Below are 16,790 nucleotides of genomic sequence, written 5' to 3'. Positions count from 1 at the left end.
CGGGTTCACGCTCCGCCGGTGACGTCGATGACCACCTTGCCGGTGGTGCGGCGTTCCGCCACGTCCGTCAGGGCGGCGGCCACCTCGGCGAGGGGGTGGACGCGGGAGACGAGCGGGCGCATCCCGTCCCGGACCAGTCGGGCGAGCGCCCGGTCGCCGGCGGCCACCGCGTCCGGGGCGTACTGGCGCAGCATACGGATCTCGAAGCCCCGTATGACCGCGTCCTTGAGCAGGACCAGGTTGAGCGGGATGCGGGGGATCTTCCCGTCGGCGTAGCCCACCGTGATGAACCGGCCGCCCCGCCGCAGTGCGCGCAGGGCGGCCTCCGCGTGGTCGCCGCCGACCGGGTCGACGACGAGGTGGGCGCCCTCGCCGCCGGTCGCCTCGCGGATCCCTGTCTTGAGGTCTTCGTGGACGTAGTCGACGCCGGCCTCCGCGCCGAGCTTTCGGGCTACCGCGAGCCGCTCCTCGTTCGATGCCGCCGCTATCACGCGCATCCCGAGCCGGGTCGCGATGTCGACGGCCGCGGAGCCGACCCCGCCCGCCGCTCCGAGCACCGCCGTCCACTCCCCCGCCGTGCCCTGGCCCACGGTGACCAGGGAGTGGTAGGCGGTCGCGTACGTCACGTGGAACGCGGCGGCATGGACCATGTCGAGCCCGTCGGGGACCGGGCGCAGCCCCGCGACGGGCACCACGACCTGTTCGGCGAAGGCGCCGGTCAGCACCGCCCCGGCCACCGGTGTGCCGGCCGGGGGCCCGGTCACTCCGGGTCCCAGCGCCTCCACGACCCCGGCGAACTCGCTGCCGGGGGTGAACGGCAGGGGGACGGTGACCTGGTAGCGGTTCGACACCAGCAGAACGTCCGGGAAGTTGACCGCGGCGGCGTGGACGCGGACCAGTACCTCGCCGGGGCCGGGTTCGGGATCGTCCAGCTCGACGACCTCCAGTCCGTGCGGCGGTCCGTACTGCGTGCAGCGTGCGGCTCTCATCGCGCCCTTCCGATGGTCGGCGTCGCCGGGTCCCTGGGCAGCCCCAGTACCTGCTCGGCGATGGTGTTGCGCTGGATCTCGGCGGTGCCCGCGCCGATGGTCGAGGCACGGGTGCGCAGGAAGCCCCACACCCAGCGGCCGCGCTGCACGGCGTGCGGGTCGCGGCGGCCGAGGATTCCGTAGGGGCCTAGCAACTCCAGCGCGAACTCGTGCAGTTCCTGTTCGAAGACCGCGATGAACAGCCGTGATGTCGAGGAGGCCGGTCCCGGCTCGCCCCTCGCCATGATGTCGGCGATGGTCCGCATCCCGGTGAGCCGCATGATCGTCACGCGGATCTCGAAGTCCGCGAGTCTGTCGCGTACCAACGGGTCGGTGGTGGCCCCGAGTTCGTGGGCCAGCTCGATCAGCTCGTCGAGCACCCGCCGGTAGAGGGCGGCCTGATTCATGGCTCCGGCGGCGCGTTCATGGCCGAGGCTCGTGCGGACCAGGGGCCAGCCGCCGTTCTCGGGGCCGATCCGGTCGGCGACCGGTACGCGGACGTCGTCGAAGAAGATCTCGCAGAAGTGGGCGTCGCCGGTCAGGTCCCGCAGCGGGCGCACGGTCACGCCGGGGGCGTGTGCGTCGATCAGGAGGTAACTGATGCCGTCCTGGCGGGAGTCGGGGGAGCCGGTGCGCGCGAGCGTGAAGAGGACGTCGGCGATGTCGGCCGAACTGTTCCACACCTTCTGCCCGTTGACGACGTACTCCGCGCCCTCGCGACGTGCCGTCGTGCGCAGTGCGGGGAGGTCCGAGCCCGCCTCCGGTTCGGAGTAGCCCTGTGCCCAGACCGTGTCGCCGCGCAGCATGGGGCGCAGAAAGCGGTCCTTCTGCTCCGTCGTGCCGTACTTGATGAGGGTGGGGGCGGCGATACCGAGTCCGGTGCCCAGGGGGCCGGGGACGCGGGCTCGGGCGTACTCCTCCTGGTAGATGACCTGGCGGGCGAAGGGCAGGTCCATGCCGCCGTACTCCTGCGGCCAGCTCGGGCCGGCGTATCCGGCGTCGTACAGCGCGGCCAGCCACTTCTTCTGCCAGGCGAGACGCTCGGCGGGATCCTTGGGGCGGCGGCCTGGGTGTCGGTCGGTGAGGAAGGCGCGCAGGCGGGTGCGGAACTGCTCGTCGGTCTCGGTCTCTGTCATCGCGGGGGTCGTCGCGGATGTCATCGCGGGGCCATGCGGATGGCGCCGTCGAGGCGGATCGTCTGGCCGTTGAGGTAGGGGTTCTCCAGCATCTCGACGGCGAGGCGGGCGAAGTCGTCGGGGGTGCCCAGGCGCTTGGGGTGGGGCACGGTCGCGGCGAGGCCGTCGCGGATGTCCTCGCGCAGCCGGCCGAGCATGGGGGTGTCCATGACGCCGGGGGCGATGGTGTTCACACGGATCTGCCAGCCGGCGAGGTCACGGGCGGCGACGAGGGTCATACCGTGCACGCCCGCTTTGGCGGCGGTGTAGGAGGTCTGGCCGATCTGGCCGTCGAACGCGGCGACGGAGGCGGTCAGGACGACGGCTCCGCGGTCGCCGTCGGCGACGTCGTTGCCGGAGATACGGGCGGCGGCCAGGCGCAGGACGTTGTAGGTGCCGATCAGGTTGACCCGTATGACCTCTGAGAACGTGGTGAGGTCCCCGGGGGTGCGGTCGCGGTCGATGATCCGCAGGCGGTCCCCGCCGCGCCCCGCGCAGTGCACGACGCAGCGCAGGGGGCCGAGGTTCTGCGCGGTGTCGAGGGCCGCGTCGACCGAGGCCTCGTCGGTGACGTCGGCGCGGACGAAACGCGCGGCCCCGCCGAGGTCGGCGACCGCTTTGGCGCCCTGTTCCTCGGAGATGTCGGCCAGCACGACACGGCCGCCGCGGTCGATGATGCGGCGCGCGGTGGCCAGTCCCAGGCCGGAGGCGCCTCCGGTGACCAGTGCCGACGATCCGTCGATGTTCACATCGAACTCCTTACAGGCCGAGGGACTTGCTGATGATGGTCTTCAGGACCTCGCTGGTGCCGCCGTAGATGCGGGTCACGCGGGCGTCGGCGTACAGCCGGGCGATCGGGGACTCGAGGATGTAGCCGTAGCCGCCGTGCAGTTGGAGACAGCGGTCGACCACGCGGCCCTGTGTCTCGGTGCAGAACAGCTTGGTCCTGGCCGCGTCGGCCGGGCTCAGGTCACCGGCGACGAGGGCGGTGACCGCGGCGTCCAGCAGGGTCTGGGCGGCTTCCGACTCGGTGGCCATGGCGGCGAGTTCGAACTTCGTGTTCTGGAAGTGGGCCACCGGTTTGCCGAACACCGTCCGGTCGCGGACGTAGGCGATGGTCAGGTCGATCGCGGCCCGGGTCTGGGCGACGGCGCCGACCGCGATGGCCAGCCGCTCCTGGGCCAGGTTGCGGCCGAGGTGGGTGAAGGCGGCGCCTTCCTCGCCGAGGAGGTTGGCGACGGGGACCCGGACCTCGTCGAAGGACAGTTCCACGGTGTCCTGGACGGTGAGGCCGATCTTCTCCAGCCTGCGCCCGACGGTGAAGCCGGGCATGCCCTTCTCCACCACGAGCAGCGACAGTCCGGCGCGCCGGTCGTCCGGGTCGGTGGCGGTGCGGGCCACGACGATCACCAGGTCGGCGTGGTGGCCGCCGGTGATGAAGGTCTTGGCGCCGGTGAGCGTGTAGTGGTCTCCCCCGCCGGCTACGCCCTCACTGGCGGGGGTACCCCCACTGTCGCGTACCGCCCTCGTCGTGACGCCGGCCAGGTCGGACCCGGTGCCCGGTTCGCTCATCGCGATGGCGGTGTACAGCTCGCCGGAGGCCAGCCCCGGGAACCAGCGGGCCCGTTGCTCCGCGTTCGCGAGGCCCGTGAAGTAGGGGACGACCACGTCGAGATGGGTGCGCAGACCGCCGAGTGTCACGCCCGCGCGGGCGCACTCCTCCTGGATGACCACGTTGAAGCGGTAGTCGTCCTGGCCGCCTCCGCCGTACTCCTCGGGGACGGCCGTGCCGATGATGCCCAGCTTGCCCAGGGCGGTGAACAGGCCGCGGGGCACAAGACCGGCGCGTCGCCAGTCCTCGTACACCGGGAGCACTTCGCGGGCCAGGTAGTCCCGCACCAGAAGGCGGAAGTCCTCGTGATCCTGCTCGAACAGGGTCCGGCGCATCGAATCTCCTTCGATCGGGACCCTATTGAGTATACGTAATTAGTCTGGGCGGTCCAGGAAAACGGCGCGATCAGCCGGTGGGAAGGCATGCAGTCAGTGCGTGATCAGTGCCACCACGGAATGAGTGCGTCCAAATGCCGCCGCATCCGGTGCCGGGCGACCCCGGCGTCACCCTGCACGATCGCGTCGAGGATGCGCTGGTGGACGTGCTGGACCTCGTCCGCCGCCGTGTCTCCCGGCAACGGACGGTCATGGCCGGACGCATGGCGGCGGAACAGCTCGGTGATGATGGCGAGGAAGAGGGACAGCACCGGATTGTCGGCCAGGGCCGCCAGTTCGGTGTGGAAGAGGTCGGCCTTGCGGGCGTCGTCGGCCGGACCCTCGGTGGCCCAGCGGACGGCCTTCGCGAGGCGCTCGGCGACCTCGGTGTCGCCCTCGGCGTGCCGGGCGGTCACCCGGGCGATGATGCCGAGTTCGATGGCGTTGCGGACGATGCGCAGGTCGTCGGCCGTGACGCCCTGGTACTCCAGGAAGAGGGCCATGGTGTCGATGCTGGCCTGCGGCTCGGGCTCGGTGACGACCAGGCCGCCGCCGGGGCCGCGGCGCATCCGGGCGACCGCGTGGTACTCCAGCAGCCGCACGGCCTCCCGCAGGACGGCTCTGCTGATCTCGTAGCGGGCCAGCAGATCCGTCTCCGAACCGAGGACCATGCCGATCTGCCAGCCCCGCGCGGCGATGTCGTCGTGGATCCGGGAGGCCACCACCTCGGCGAGCTTGGCCCTCGGCCCCTCGACCAGCTCCGGCTCGACCACGCTGCCCGAGATCCGCTGCCCGCGGCGCACCCGGTGCTTCTCGATCCAGGCGGCCACCGATTCGAGGTGCGCGGCGAGTTCGGTCTGCGCGCGTGCTCCGTCGTCCGCGATGACCGCGTCGACGACGGCGCGGTGCTCGCGCTGCGAGACCTCCTTGGCCGCGTGCATCTCCGCCTTGGAGATCCGGCGGGAGGTGTGCGCGTACCGGGCGGTGAGGCGGGTGAGCACGTCGATGAACAGGTGCAGCACCGGGTTGCCCGACAACTGGCCGAGTACGGGGTGCAGCGGGTCCTGGGAATGGACCGACGGGTCGTCGTTGTGGGCCAGTTCGGAGTCGAGGGTGGCGCGGAGTGTGGCGATGCCCTCCTCGGTGATCCGGTCGGCGGCGAGGCCGGCGGCGATCGGTTCGAGGAGCTGGCGAGCCTGGAGCAGGTCCGTGACGCTGGTGCCGACGTATTCGAGGTAGATGACCATGGCCCGGGTCGCCGGTCCGGCGTCGGGGGCGCAGACGATCAGGCCGCCGTTCGGGCCGCGTCGCATCCTGGCGACCTGGTGGTGCTCGACGAGCCGTACGGCCTCGCGCAGCACCGCGCGGCTCACGCCCAGTTGCTCCCTCAGGTCCACTTCGGAGCCCAGCGACTCACCGACGGGCCAGCCTTGCCGGATGACGGTCGCCTCGATGCGCCGCGCGGTCTGCGCGGCCAGCTTCCCGACGGGGATGCCGGTCTCGCCGTCGGCGGGCTCGCGGTCGACGGCAGTCGCCATGGGCCAACTCCTCTGAGGGGATATTCCGGATCCCCAGTCTATTCGGCACGGGCACCGGGTACTGGCAGACGGGCCAGCACCGTGGTTAAAGTATACTCATTTCGGCCACGGCCGCAGGACGACGAGGAGTCGACAGCGATGCGACTGGAGTCCACACCCGAGCTGGAGGCCTTCCGGGGCACAGTGCGCGCCTTCGTCGCGGAGCACTCGCCCGGCATCAAGACCCACTCAGGGGTGCGGGCACCCGAGCCGGCCCTGATGCCGGCGATCCGGGAGTGGACCGCCAAGCTCTACGAGGCGGGGTTCCTCGGTATCCACTGGCCGGCGGAGTACGGCGGGCGCCCCGACGCCCACCCCCTCGAACCCTCCGTCGTCGCCGAGGAGATCGCACGCGCCCGCACCTGGCCTCCGGTCGGCGCCGCCTCGCTGGCCTCGGCGGCCCTCATCGACTTCGGCACCGACGAGCAGCGGTCCCGGTTCCTGCCTCGCATCCGCAGCTGCGAGGACGTGTGGTGCCAGCTGTTCAGCGAGCCGGAGGCGGGCAGCGACCTGGCGGCGCTGCGGACCAGGGCGCGTCGTGAGGGCGAGGGCGACGACGCCGTGTTCGTGGTCGACGGGCAGAAGGTGTGGACGACCAACGGGCAGCACGCCGACATGGGTTACCTGCTCGCGCGCACCGACGGCGACGTCCCGAAACACCAGGGCATCACGGCGTTCGCGCTGGACATGCGCAGCTCGGGGGTCGACGTACGGCCGCTGCGTGAGCTCACCGGGACCACCGACTTCAACGAGGTCTTTCTCGACGGCGTCCGGATCCCGGCCGCGAACGTGATCGGCCGGGTGAACGACGGCTGGCGGGTGGCGATGAGCAGCCTCGGCCGGGAACGGTCCGGAGTGGCCGCGCGGGGTGTGGAGCTGTTCGCGGCGCTGGACGACCTGCTGCGACTGGCGGAGCAGACACCGGCCGCGCTCGACGACTCCACCCACCGGCAGGCGATCGGTGAACTCGCCGCGCGGGTGCAGGTGAACGCCGCGATGATCGGCCAGGCGCAGTCCCGGATGCTGCACGGCACGGAGCAGCCGGCCGACGCCCTCCTGGGCAAGATCTTCTTCAGTGAGCTCAACCACGACCTGGCCGACTTCGGCCTGCGTCTGCAGGGCACGGACGGCCTGCTCATCGAGGCGGACCCGGAGGCGGTGGCCGACGGCTGGTGGCAGGACGCGCATCTGTACTCGCGGGCGTACACGATCGCGGGCGGGGCGAACGAGGTCCTGCGGACCCAGGTGGCCGAGCGGGGGTTGGGGCTGCCGCGCGAGCCTCGCTGATCCGTGTCCGGCTCTCGCGTCCCGGGCACAAGGATCGCCGTGAGCATTGATTGTACCGATCGGTCGACATATCCGCGTTCGGCTGGGGACCGCACCAGTGCGTCGGACAGCAACTGGCCCGCGTCGAACTGCACGTCGTCTTCAGCACCCTGTTCCGCCGGATACCGACCCTGCGGCTCGCGGTCGACGTCTCGGAGCTGAAGTTCAAGGAGGACTCGCAGGCGTACGGTATCTACGAGCTGCCGGTCACCTGGTAGTCCACGGGTCTGGGCGCCACATCTGGCTGAAGCTGCGTGGGGTATCGACTCCGGCGCGGAGAAGGTGACGGAGTGCCTCACCGAGCTGCACGGGCAGGCCGCCGGCGCTCCGGCCGTGTCCCAGGCGGTGATCGGCTCGGCGAAGTGGCACGCCAAGCTGGTCATGGTCGCCGTACAGAAGAAGTCCGACGCCATCGACCTGGGCGGCATGCTCCGCGGCGAGCTCACCCTCGTCGCCTCCCAGGGCTGTCCCACGGAGATCTTCGAGGTCACCGCCGAACTCGCCGAGCACCAGGACCGGTTCGCCAGGCTCATCAGCCACCGTGTCCCCTTCGTCACCTTCGACGGCCCGGCGTGAGCGGCGGCGGCTACTCCGCCTTCCTCAGCAGCATCGCCCCCGACGGCACTCCCCCGCCCGCGGTGGCCACCGCCACCCGGGCGTCCCGCACCTGGCGCCCGTGCGCGTCGCCGCGCAGTTGCAGCATGGCTTCGCGGACAAAGCCGTAGCCGTGCAGACGGCCCGCCGAGAGCTGGCCGCCGTGCGGGTTGAGGGGGAGGTCGCCGTCCAGGGCGATGGTCTTGCCGCCGGCGATGAAGTCGGTCGCCTCGCCCGGACCGCAGAAGCCGAGGCCCTCGATCCAGGACAGGGCGTTGAAGGTGAACCCGTCGTAGAGGAGGGCCACGTCGACGTCGGAGGGGGTGAGGTGGGTCCGGGTCCACAGGTGCGCGGAGGGGCCCAGCGACTGCGGGGTGTGGGTCAGGGTGTCCTGGTCCCAGCTGAGCCGTTCCCCCACCGCCGTGCCGACGCCTTCGACCAGGACGGGCGGCCGGGGACGGTCGTACGCCGTCTCGATCGCGGAGACGACGACGGCCACCGCTCCGTCGCAGGGGACGTCACAGTCGTAGAGGCCGAACGGGGTGGTGATCATGCGGGCGTCGAAGTAGTCGTCGAGTGTCATCGGGTCGCGGTGCAGGGCCTCGGGGTTGCGTGCCGCGCCCGCCCTCGCGGTGACGGCGATCGCGCCGAGAACCTCGCGGCCGACGCCGTAGCGGTGCAGGTAGTGCGAGGCGTTGCAGCCGATCCACTGGGCCGCCGACATCGCGCCGAAGGGTGCGCGGAACTCGAACATGCCGGTGGCGCGGCCGCCGGACGCCTCCCAGCGGCCGGAGCGGACGAGGGCGCTGTGGGAGGACTCCCATACCGTACGGAAGCACAGCACATGGCGGCACAGTCCGGCCGCGACCGCGAGCATCCCGGCGGTGATCGAGCCGATCTGGCCGGGCACCTCGGATGCCCCGTTGACCCAGGTGGGCCGTAGTTGCAGGGCCTCGGTGAGCGCGGTGACTCCGCCTTCGCTCATGCCGTCGGGGCGGGGTCCGGGGTAGGTGGAGAGCCCGTCGATGTCGTCGAGGTCGAGTCCGGCGTCGGCGACCGCGGCCAGGCAGGCGTCGACGGTGAGGGTGAGCGGGTCGACCATGAGGCGGCGGCCGACGCGGGACTGGCCCACGCCGGTCAGCGCGACCTTCTCCTCATACTTCCGAGGCGAGGCCATGGGCCGGGCCCGGACCTCGCGCGGCTCGGGCAGGGGATGTGCCGTGGTGTCCGGGTCGGGCGCGAACAGGGGGATGTGGATGTCCTCTTCGAGCCGCTCGAACCGCACCCGGACCGGCATGCCGACCCGCACCTCGTCCGGCTCGCAGCCCACGATGTTCGTGGTCAGCCGCGCCCGGTCGTCCTCGGCGAGGGCGACCACGGCGACGACGTACGGCGGCGGGAACTTCGGCAGCCAGGCCTGGTGGTTGACGCTGAAGCCGACCACGACCGCCCTGCCCGAGACGGGGGCGAGGGCAACCGAGCGGCCGCGGCAGGACGGGCACACCGGCAGCGGCGGGTGGAAATACCGTCCGCAGTCCGCGCAGTGGGAGATCCGCAGCACACCGTCGGCGCCGGACCTCCAGAACTCGGCGCTGGCGAGGGTGGGTTGGGGCAGGGGACGTTCGACAGCGCTCATCGCAGCAGCTCGATGATCGTGGCGTTCGCGGTGCCGCCGCCCTCGCACATGGTCTGGAGGCCGTAACGCAGGTTCTCGTGCCGCATCCTGGCGAGCATCCGCGTCATCAGGATGGCGCCGGAGCCGCCGAGCGGATGGCCGACCCCGATCGCCCCGCCCAGCGGATTGAGCCGCTCGGGGTCCGCGCCGGTCTCGGCCAGCCACGCCAACGGCACCGGGGCGAAGGCCTCGTTGACCTCGTACACGCCGATGTCCTCGATGGCCACACCGGAACGGCGCAGCACCTTCTCGGTCGCGGGGATCGGGCCGAGCAGCATCGTGATGGGGTCCGCGCCGCTGACCGCTCCGCAGTGGTAGCGGGCGATCGGGGTGAGGCCGAGTTCACGGGCCTTCTCCGGGGTGGTGATGAGCAGGGCGGCCGCGCCGTCGGAGATCTGGGAGGAGTTCCCGGCGTGGATCACGCCGTCCTCCTTGAACGACGGCTTGAGGCCGGCGAGCCTGTCCACCGAGGTTCCGCGCCGCAGCCCCTCGTCCACGGTGAACTTGGCGCCGTCGACCTCGATCGGCACGATGTGGTCGTCGAAGACGCCCGCGTCGATCGCGGCGGCTGCTTTCGCGTGCGACCCGGCGGCGAAGTCGTCGAGCCGCGTGCGGGTGAACCCCCAGCGTTCGGCGATGAGTTCAGCACCCATGCCCTGGCTGAACTCGAAGCCTTCGTAGCGGGCGATCGCGGCGGGGCCGTAGGGCTGTCCCGTGGTCCGGTGCGAGCCGAGCGGCACTCGGCTCATCGTCTCCACGCCACCCACCACCAGGTCGTACTGTCCCGACATCACGGCGTGCGCGGACTGGTCGACCGCCTGCTGGCTGGAGCCGCAGGCCCGGTTGACGGTGACGGCCGGGACGTGTTCGGGCCAGCCGGCGGCGAGCACGGCGAACCGGCCGATATTGCTGGACTGGTCGCCGATCTGGGTGACACAGCCCCAGACCACGTCGTCCACCGTGCCCGGGTCGATGCCGGTGCGCTCGACGAGCGCCTTGAGCACCTCGGCCGACAGGTCCGCCGCGTGCACCGACGCCAGCGTTCCGTTGCGTTTGCCGATGGGGGTGCGTACGGCGTCGACGATGACGGCGTCTCGCATGACAACTCCTTGGTCGGTCAGGTCGGTCGGGTCACTCGGGGAACCGCACACCCCAGTCACGGAACACTGCTCGGGTGTCCGCGCCGACGGCCGGGGCCGCACGGCCCGGACGTGACGGGGTCGCCGAGAAGCGGGGAGCCGCGGCGGGCTGGACCACTCCGTCGCGGACGAAAAGGCTTCCCCGGGTGGCGAGATGGGGGTGAGCGGCCGCCTCCGTGAGGCTCAGGACGGGTGCCACGCAGGCGTCGGTGCCCTCGAAGAGCTCCGCCCATTCGTCACGGGTGCGCTCCGCGAAGCGTTTCACCAGCGCCTGCCGCAGCTCCGGCCAGTGGGACCGGTCGTGCTGTCGGTCCGGGTCCACGTCCAGGCCGAGCAGGTCGACCAGGCTCCGGTAGAACTTGCGCTCCAGCGCGCCGACGGCTACATGGCGGCCGTCCCTGGTCTCGTACACGGCGTAGAAGGGCCAGCCGCCGTCGAAGCGGTTGACGCCGCGTTCGTCGGTCCATTCGTCGCGGGCGAGTTTGGCGAAGGTGCTGGCGAGGAGGTGGGCGGTGCCGTCGACGATGGCCGCGTCGACGACCTGGCCGCGTCCGGTACGGGCGGCGGCGTGCAGCGCGGCCAGGACGCCGATCACGAGGTAGCAGCCGCCGCCCCCGAAGTCGCCGACGAGGTTGAGCGGGACCTGCGGCGGGCCGTCCGCGTCGCCGATGGCGCCGAGCGCGCCCGTCAGCGCGATGTAGGTGATGTCGTGCCCGGCCGCGGCGGCAAGGGGGCCGTCCTGGCCCCAGCCGGTCATCCGGCCGTAGACCAGACGGGGGTTGCGGGCGAGGCAGTCGTGCGGTCCGATGCCGAGACGTTCGGTGACGCCGGGACGGAAGCCCTCGATCAACACATCGGCGCTCTCGACCAGTTGGAGGAGCGCGGCGGCCGATTCCCGCTGCTTGAGGTCGAGTACGACCGATCGCTTCCCCCGGTTGAGCACGTCCGCCGATCCGCCCGCGTCCGGTTCGTCCGCCCGCCCGGGCCGGTCCACGCGGACCACCTCCGCGCCGAGGTCGGCCAGGAGCATCCCGGCGAACGGCCCCGGTCCGATGCCGCCGAGCTCGACGACCCGGCAGCCGGCGAGAGGTCCCGCCGTGTTGGCGGACGCCCCGTCGCCTCCGGCTTTCGCCGTCACGGTCAGCGTCCCTTCCAGACCGGCGGCCGTTTCTCGGCGAACGCCGCCGCCCCTTCCCGGGCGTCGTGCGACTGGAACACCGGCTCGGCGATGTCGAACTGCTTGCCCCACGCCTCGTCCAGGGTCCAATCGGCGGTGGAGCGGGCGATCCGCTTGGTCGCCGCGACCGCCAGAGGGCCGTTGGCCGCAATCGTCTCGGCGAGTTCCAGTGCGCCCGCGAGCGCGCCGCCCTCGTCGGTGAGGCGGTTGATCAGACCGTGGGCGGCGGCTCGTCCGGCGTCGATCGGTTGCCCGGTGAGCAGCAGCTCCAGGGCGATGGCGTACGGGACGCGGCGCGGCAGATGGAGGGCGGCGCCGGCGCGGGCGACCAGCGACCGGGTCACCTCGGGCACGCCGAGCCGTGCCGTGCGGGCGGCCACCACCAGATCGCAGGCCAGCAGGAGTTCGAAGCCGCCGGCCAGGGCCCAGCCCTCGACCGCGGCGATCAGCGGCTTGTTCGGCGGGGTCATGCTGATGCCGCACAGGCCACGGCCCTCAATGGCGGGCGTCTCGCCCCGCAGCCATGCCTTGAGGTCCATCCCCGCCGAGAACGTGCCGCCCGCGCCCGTGAGCACGCCCACGCGCAGCTCGTCCGACTCGTCGAGTTCGTCGACCGCGGCCGCGACTCCGGCGGCCACTCCGGCGTCCAGCGCGTTCTTCTTCGCCGGGCGGTTGATCGTGATGACCTGGATCGCGCCACGGCGTTCCACCAGTACTTCGTCCGACACGTATGCCTCCGGGATTGTCAGTTGACGGCGCACCGGGCCAGTTCATGGGCGACCATGCCGTCCAGGTCGTCGGCGGGCGGTGCCGGGAGTGCGACGGCGCGGTCGCGAGTCGGCAGGAGGACGACGGCCGTGCCGGGGGTGGTGACCTCTCCCCGCTGGTTCTCGCAGCGCACCTCGATGTGCACCTCGGCCCGCCCGTCCACCTGTCGTTTGTCCACGACGGTGCCGCGTACCCAGGTGGTGTCGCCGAGGTAGTTGAACCTGCGGTGCTCGCAGCGGAGCTTCCACAGCCAGCCGTCGTCACCGATCCAGTCGGTGAGCAGATGGCAGAGCCACGTCTCGCGCATGCCGCCGTAGTCGTAGGGGCCCGGGAGTCCCAACTCCCGTGCCCGCTCCGGCTCCCAGTGCAGGCGCTGCACGGTGTCGGGGACGTTCAGCGGGTTCGGCGGATACAGGCCGGGCGCCTTGCGCCGCACCCGCGCGGCGATCCCGAACGCGCCGGGCGGGGTGAGCTGCATGCCCCAGCCCAGGTGCCAGACGACCACGTCGGTGGTGGTCAGCGGGCCCTTGACCCGGGGTTGGAGCTCCTCGCCGATCTCGACGTGCTCCCAGTAGCGGGGTTGAGAGCCGCGCCGGGTCTCGGCCGCGTACGCCGCGTCGATCTCGGCGAGTTGCTCGGGGGTGTAGGGCTGTTGGACGAGTTGCTCCCTGGCCCGCTTCTTCGAGGTGTGCCGCTCGGCGTTGATCCACGTACCGCGCCTGAGGGCGTGCATCTCGCCGCGCCCGTTGGCGTAGAGGTAGTCGCGGACGACGTGTGCGGTGCGTCCGCCGAAGCGGCTCGGCTTGAGGTGGACGCCCACCTGGGTCTGCAGCACCCGGCAGCGGTCGCCGAGTCGGAGGGGGCGCCACCACTCGAACTCCATCACCGCCTGGTAGGAGCCGAGCCCGGCGAAGGGGTCGCCTTTGAGCAGTGCCTTGGTCTGCGGGTCCGGCTGCGGGGCGGCGTCCTCTCCCATCGTGTACAGGAAGGTGGGCGGTGCGACGAGCGAGCCCCACCGGGTTCCGGACGCGTGGTGCGGGTCGCAGTAGAGGGGGTTGTCGTCGCCGTAGCCGTACGCGAAGTGGCGTACGCCGTCCCGGGTCACCTCGTAGTTGTGCGGGGGGTTGCGCTGGGGCTGGGGGACGCCGAGGCGGCGGCGGGAGCGCTCGACGGCCTCGTCGGTGAGCATGCCGAAGGTGTCGGCGGTCTTCTCCTGCGTCTCCGTCATGCTCGGATCTCCTTCACGCGGTCCTGCTGGGCGATCCGGGCGCGGACCAGGTCCAGCAGGTCCACCCGGCTCACCTTGCTCGACGGGGTCCGGGGCAGTGCGTCGAGGACGAGGATGTGTGCCGGGACCTCGTACGGGGTGAGCCGGCCGCGGCACAGGGCGACCAGTTCGGCGGTGTCCGGTGCGGGCCGGCCCGGTTCGGTCTCGACGGCCGCGACCGGCACCTCGCCCAGCGTGGCGTCCGGCAGCCCCGCCACGGCCGCCTCCCGTACGGCCGGGTGGGACTCCAGGACGCGTCTGACCGTCTCCGGCTGCACCTTGAAGCCGCCGCGGATGATGGCGTCGTCCGCACGCCCCTCGATCCAGACGAACCGGTCGGCGTCGATGCGGGCGAGATCGCTGGTGCGTGTCCAGGCCCGGCCGCCCCGGGTGCTCTGCTCGGTACGGACCTCCAGGCGGCCCGTCCTGCCGAGGGGCAGTTCGGCACCGTCCTCGCCGGTCACCTTCAGCTCGACCCCGTCGAAGGCGCGTCCGGCGCTGCCCGCCTTGCGCTGCCACCAGCGCTTGTGCAACGGCAGCGTCCAGCCCACGACCGCTCCGGCGAACTCGGTGGCCCCGTAGGTCATCAGGACGGGGATGCCGTACGTCCGGAAGAACCCGTCGGCGAGTTCGGCGGGGCAGGGCGCGGTCCCGGAGGTGATGACCTGGAGGCTCGCCAGCCGCTCCTTCGGCACGCCCGCGTCGAGCACGGCGCGGATGGCCGCCGGCACCAGACTCGCGGCGCGCAGCCGGTGCCGCTCCACGGCACTCACCCAGGGTTCGACGGCGAACCTCGGCATCAGGAGCATGCGGCGCCCGGTCGCGAGACAGGCCAGCGCCCGCCACAGTCCGCCGATGTGCACCAGGGGTGCGGCGACGAGTGCCGCCGACCGCGACAGCAGGCGGTCGTGCTTCGGAATCTGGCCGCCGGAGACCAGCGCCTGGTCGAGCTGGCCGACCCGCAGATGGACGCGTTTCGGGGGGCCGGTGGTGCCCGAGGTGAGCATTTCCACGACGACGCCGGGGTTGACCGGGGCCGCGGCGGGTGCCGTGCCGCCGGCGGGCCGCAGGGTGCCGTCCGGGCCGAGCTCCAGGGCCGCTCCGTGCGCGGTCACCGCCGCCAGCACGCCCTCGCGGGCCAGGGGTTCGGCGCCGGAGACGACGACGGACAGCTCACAGCTCGCGATGTCGGCCGCGAGTCGCGCGGCGGGCTGCAACGGGCTCAGCATCACCAGGCAGCGTCCGGAGGCGATCACCGCGGCGACCACGGCGACGTGCTCGGGCCGGTTCTCCAGGACGACACCGACGCGGGCCTCGGCCCGCAGACCCGCCGCGTCCAGCCGCTCGACGACCTGCCGGGCGGTCCGCTGGACCTGCCCCCAGGTCCACCACTCGCCGTCGTGCTCGATCGCCTCGGTGTCGGCGGCCGCTTCGGCCAGCAGTCGGGACAGGCGGTCGCGAATTCCCACGTACTCAGCCTTCCGTCGCCGTGGTTGCGGAGATGCCGACCAGGTCGGCCAGCCGTCCGCGGTGTACCGCCGGGCTGCCGAAGAGCTGCTCGGACGACTTCGCGCGTTTGAGGTGGAGGTGCGCGTCGTGCTCCCACGTGTAGCCGATGCCGCCGTGGATCTGGATGTTCTCCTTGGCGACGTGGGTGAAGGTGTCCGCGCAGTACGCCGCGGCGACCGCCGCCGCCACCGGCAGCTCATCGGCTCCCTCAGCCGCGACCGCCATCGCGTGATGGGCCGCCGAGCGGGCGGACTCGATCTTCAGCAGCATGTCGGCGCACTTGTGCTTGACCGCCTGGAACGACCCGATGGGACGGCCGAACTGCACCCGCACCTTCGCGTACTCCACCGCCGCGTCCAGACACGCCTGCGCCCCGCCGATCTGCTCGGCGGCCAGCGCCACGGCCGCGAGGTCGGTCACCGTGCGCAGATACCCGGTGGCGTCTCCCTCCGGTCCGACCCGCAGTGCCGTAGCGCCGTCGAGGTCGATCCGGGCCAGCCGTCGTGTCGGGTCGAGCGTCCCCGGGCGGGGGGGGGTCAGCCCGCCCGCCCCGCTGTCGACGGCGAACAGGGCGGGGCCGGTGTCCGCGCGGGCCACGACGAGGAGCAGGTCGGCACTGTGTCCGTCGATGACGAACATCTTCGTGCCCGACACCCGCCACCCGGTGTCGGCGCGGTCCGCCCGGGCCACCACGTCCTGCACGTTCCACGAGCCGCTCTCCTCGGCCAGCGCCAGCGTGCCCGTCAGCGAACCGTCGGCGATCGACGGCAGCCAGCGCGCCTTCGCCGCGTCGTCGCCGGACGCCGCGAGGGCCTGCCCGGCGAGGGCCACGGTGGCGAAGTACGGCGAGGGCAGCAGGACCCGGCCCAGTTCCTCCAGGACGATCCCCAACTCGACGGGACCGCCGCCGAAGCCACCGCAATCCGGCGGCAACGCCACTCCGTGCAGGCCGAGTTGGTCCGCCATCTGCCGCCAGAGCAGCGGATCGTGCCCTTCCTCGGACTCCATCGTGCGGCGCACCGCCTCGCTCGGCGCCTTGTCCACCAGGAAGCGGCGGACGGTCGCGCGGAGTTCTTCGTGCTCCTCGGTGAACGTCAGTGTCACGTCGACGCCCTGGAGCGCAGGTAGGCATCGAAGTCCGGGATCCGGGCGCGGTCCACGATCTCGATCCGTACGCCGGAGGGGTCCAGGTGGTAGGCGAAGACCGCCGGGCTGCCGTCGACGATCGCGCACGCCTCCAGGGGGAAGCCCGCCTCCTCCAGCCGCTTGGACGTCGTCGGGACGTCGTCGCAGAAGTAGCCGAGGTGGTGGGTCGCGATGCGTTCGGCCGCCGTCCAGGGGGTGCCGGGGACCTCCTGGACGAGTTCGATGTGCGGTGCGTCGAGCGAGTAGGCGTACCGCAGTCGCAGGGCGCGTTCGCCGTCGGCCAGGCGCACTTGTACCTCGCCGGTCATGGTCTCGGTCCAGCGGTAGCCCGCGACCTCGCTCATGCGGGCTTTCCAGGCCTCGATGTCCGGGACGACGATCCCGGTGTGGTACAGATCCGCCGCGCTGAGAGGAGTGGTCATG

At 71.9% G+C, this 16,790-nt stretch carries 15 protein-coding genes and 1 pseudogene; 3 read left to right on the top strand and 13 right to left on the bottom strand.

Annotation, left to right across the window (positions count from 1 at the left end):
- Nucleotides 1-5: 5 nt before the first annotated feature.
- From TN53_RS19280 to TN53_RS19260, 5 genes are all read right to left on the bottom strand, one after another.
- Nucleotides 6-989, bottom strand: coding sequence for an NADPH:quinone oxidoreductase family protein (locus tag TN53_RS19280; RefSeq protein WP_046259792.1), 984 nt, complete (start codon nucleotides 987-989; stop codon nucleotides 6-8).
- Nucleotides 986-2,164, bottom strand: a complete 1,179-nt coding sequence (locus tag TN53_RS19275; protein ID WP_046259791.1) for an acyl-CoA dehydrogenase family protein — start codon at nucleotides 2,162-2,164, stop codon at nucleotides 986-988. Before TN53_RS19275 ends, TN53_RS19280 begins: the two co-directional genes overlap by 4 nt.
- Nucleotides 2,165-2,184: 20 nt before the next feature.
- Entirely contained in the window at nucleotides 2,185-2,952 is a 768-nt protein-coding gene (locus tag TN53_RS19270; RefSeq protein ID WP_046259790.1) for an SDR family NAD(P)-dependent oxidoreductase, read from the bottom strand.
- A 10-nt stretch (nucleotides 2,953-2,962) separates the two neighbouring features.
- Entirely contained in the window at nucleotides 2,963-4,150 is a 1,188-nt protein-coding gene (locus tag TN53_RS19265) for an acyl-CoA dehydrogenase family protein (RefSeq protein WP_046259789.1), read from the bottom strand.
- Nucleotides 4,151-4,254: 104 nt separating this feature from the next.
- Complete coding sequence (locus tag TN53_RS19260; RefSeq protein ID WP_046259788.1) at nucleotides 4,255-5,727, bottom strand: FadR/GntR family transcriptional regulator; 1,473 nt, start codon at nucleotides 5,725-5,727, stop codon at nucleotides 4,255-4,257.
- A gap of 138 nt (nucleotides 5,728-5,865) precedes the next feature.
- Between TN53_RS19260 and TN53_RS19255 the strand changes: the two genes are divergently transcribed.
- The 3 genes and pseudogenes from TN53_RS19255 (at nucleotide 5,866) to TN53_RS19245 (ending at nucleotide 7,668) form a co-directional block, all read left to right on the top strand.
- Nucleotides 5,866-7,053: an acyl-CoA dehydrogenase family protein gene (locus TN53_RS19255; RefSeq protein WP_046259787.1), complete on the top strand. Its 1,188-nt coding sequence runs from the start codon at nucleotides 5,866-5,868 to the stop codon at nucleotides 7,051-7,053.
- 74 nt (nucleotides 7,054-7,127) lie between these two features.
- Nucleotides 7,128-7,310: pseudogene (locus TN53_RS19250) on the top strand (cytochrome P450); the annotation flags it as partial.
- 64 nt (nucleotides 7,311-7,374) lie between these two features.
- Nucleotides 7,375-7,668: a hypothetical protein gene (locus TN53_RS19245; RefSeq protein WP_052745248.1), complete on the top strand. Its 294-nt coding sequence runs from the start codon at nucleotides 7,375-7,377 to the stop codon at nucleotides 7,666-7,668.
- A gap of 10 nt (nucleotides 7,669-7,678) precedes the next feature.
- On the opposite strand, the gene TN53_RS19240 is transcribed toward TN53_RS19245, so the two are convergent.
- From TN53_RS19240 to TN53_RS19205, 8 genes are read right to left on the bottom strand one after another with little or no spacing between them, the layout of a single operon-like run.
- Nucleotides 7,679-9,322, bottom strand: a complete 1,644-nt coding sequence (locus TN53_RS19240; RefSeq protein ID WP_046259785.1) for a thiolase C-terminal domain-containing protein — start codon at nucleotides 9,320-9,322, stop codon at nucleotides 7,679-7,681.
- Complete coding sequence (locus TN53_RS19235; protein WP_046259784.1) at nucleotides 9,319-10,461, bottom strand: thiolase family protein; 1,143 nt, start codon at nucleotides 10,459-10,461, stop codon at nucleotides 9,319-9,321. Before TN53_RS19235 ends, TN53_RS19240 begins: the two co-directional genes overlap by 4 nt.
- Before the next feature lie 31 nt (nucleotides 10,462-10,492).
- The gene (locus TN53_RS19230; protein WP_199924616.1) at nucleotides 10,493-11,644 is read right to left on the bottom strand and encodes a CaiB/BaiF CoA transferase family protein; all 1,152 of its coding nucleotides are present in this window, start codon (nucleotides 11,642-11,644) and stop codon (nucleotides 10,493-10,495) included.
- Nucleotides 11,641-12,405, bottom strand: a complete 765-nt coding sequence (locus TN53_RS19225) for a crotonase/enoyl-CoA hydratase family protein (RefSeq protein WP_046259782.1) — start codon at nucleotides 12,403-12,405, stop codon at nucleotides 11,641-11,643. The genes TN53_RS19230 and TN53_RS19225 overlap by 4 nt, the downstream gene beginning before the upstream one ends.
- Before the next feature lie 17 nt (nucleotides 12,406-12,422).
- Nucleotides 12,423-13,673 carry an FAS1-like dehydratase domain-containing protein gene (locus TN53_RS19220; protein ID WP_046259781.1) on the bottom strand — a complete coding sequence of 417 codons (1,251 nt, stop codon included), beginning with the start codon at nucleotides 13,671-13,673 and terminating at the stop codon, nucleotides 12,423-12,425.
- Nucleotides 13,670-15,181, bottom strand: a complete 1,512-nt coding sequence (locus TN53_RS19215) for a class I adenylate-forming enzyme family protein (RefSeq protein ID WP_046259780.1) — start codon at nucleotides 15,179-15,181, stop codon at nucleotides 13,670-13,672. The genes TN53_RS19220 and TN53_RS19215 overlap by 4 nt, the downstream gene beginning before the upstream one ends.
- A gap of 4 nt (nucleotides 15,182-15,185) precedes the next feature.
- Nucleotides 15,186-16,325, bottom strand: coding sequence for an acyl-CoA dehydrogenase family protein (locus TN53_RS19210; RefSeq protein ID WP_046259779.1), 1,140 nt, complete (start codon nucleotides 16,323-16,325; stop codon nucleotides 15,186-15,188).
- The gene (locus tag TN53_RS19205) at nucleotides 16,322-16,789 is read right to left on the bottom strand and encodes a VOC family protein (protein ID WP_046259778.1); all 468 of its coding nucleotides are present in this window, start codon (nucleotides 16,787-16,789) and stop codon (nucleotides 16,322-16,324) included. The genes TN53_RS19210 and TN53_RS19205 overlap by 4 nt, the downstream gene beginning before the upstream one ends.
- Between the last annotated feature and the right edge of the window lies 1 nt (nucleotide 16,790).

It is taken from the genome of Streptomyces sp. WM6386, from assembly GCF_000972385.1.
GTDB lineage: Bacteria > Actinomycetota > Actinomycetes > Streptomycetales > Streptomycetaceae > Streptomyces.
This window is presented reverse-complemented; position numbering and strand designations above follow the sequence as displayed.